This is a genomic window from Waltera acetigignens (assembly GCF_025567015.1).
GTDB classification, from domain to species: domain Bacteria; phylum Bacillota; class Clostridia; order Lachnospirales; family Lachnospiraceae; genus Acetatifactor; species Acetatifactor acetigignens.
This window is the reverse complement of sequence record NZ_JAOQJO010000050.1, coordinates 1-1,139: the sequence shown is the minus strand read 5'-3', so window position 1 is coordinate 1,139 and position 1,139 is coordinate 1. Positions and strand designations below refer to the sequence as shown.

The window sequence follows — 1,139 nt, the reverse complement described above, 5'->3', positions numbered from 1 at the left end:
ACAAGGTAGCCGTATCGGAAGGTGCGGCTGGATCACCTCCTTTCTAAGGAAACGGAAGAAGTAGGGGTTGCATTACTGTTTGGTTGTTAAGAGCCGAGTGCACAGATGTATCGGAGAGCAGCGAGTAAGCTTGCTTACAGAGCTGGGAAACGATACAGATGTATAAGAGGCCGGGAGTCCATGAAATAAATGCGAAGCATTTATGAAGAAGACGAGCGGACAGCACGAGGCGGATGACCATGAACAATTTTCTGGTGGTTATGCGCTTAGGGGACACACCCGTTCTCATCCCGAACACGATGGTTAAGACCTAAGCGGCCGATGGTACTATACTGGAGACGGTATGGGAGAGCAGGTGGCTGCCAGATTCCCATGGGGGTATAGCTCAGTTGGGAGAGCACCTGCCTTGCAAGCAGGGGGTCAAGGGTTCGAATCCCTTTATCTCCACGATAGCCATGAGCAATGCCTGTTCAGGCAGACAGGCTCGACGCAAGCTCGCTTGCGCGAGAGCATGAATGCATGAATAGATAGTGCGAAGCACGTGATGAAGTAAACGCTTTGCGTTTACGAATCGCATTGCGAAATACCTTGGGTATTTTGACAGGCTATTAACTGAGGGCTTATAGCTCAGCCGGTTAGAGCGCACGCCTGATAAGCGTGAGGTCGGTGGTTCGAGTCCACTTAAGCCCAGTTAAGTGAGTAACCTTACAACCTTTGAGGTAAAAGAGGTAATGCCCACTTAAGTCCAGTCGGTAGATACTAACAGATCTGCCCAGTTTGTTCCTTGAAAACCGAATATTGAAATTAAAATCTATTATATCAAGTTTGCAAAACGATATAACAAGACATCCGAGGGATCTTGCAGAGATGTAAGATCAAACAAGCAAAACGAAACAAAACCTAAAGTAACATCACGCTAGATGTGAAGAACGGACGCAAGCGCTTCATTCGCAGATCTTCGATCTGCTTCATGAGATTTGCTTCGCAAATGTTTAAAACGTTTTTCCAAGCCCCTTGTGTGCGCAAGCGCCCACCGGGTCATGAAAAAGTTTTAATCGCTTGCTGAGTTATTAGGTCAAGCTAAAAAGAGCGCAGGGTGGATGCCTTGGCACTAAGAGCCGATGAAAGACGTGATAAGC

General features: G+C 47.5%; 2 tRNA genes and 1 rRNA gene. All 3 read left to right on the top strand.

Annotation, left to right across the window (positions count from 1 at the left end):
• The first annotated feature begins 250 nt into the window (after positions 1-250).
• Positions 251-368, top strand: a 5S ribosomal RNA gene (rrf, locus tag OCV96_RS19380).
• Between the two features lie 6 nt (positions 369-374).
• Positions 375-447: transfer RNA gene (locus OCV96_RS19375), tRNA-Ala, on the top strand.
• A 169-nt stretch (positions 448-616) separates the two neighbouring features.
• Positions 617-690: transfer RNA gene (locus OCV96_RS19370), tRNA-Ile, on the top strand.
• Positions 691-1,139: the final 449 nt, after the last annotated feature.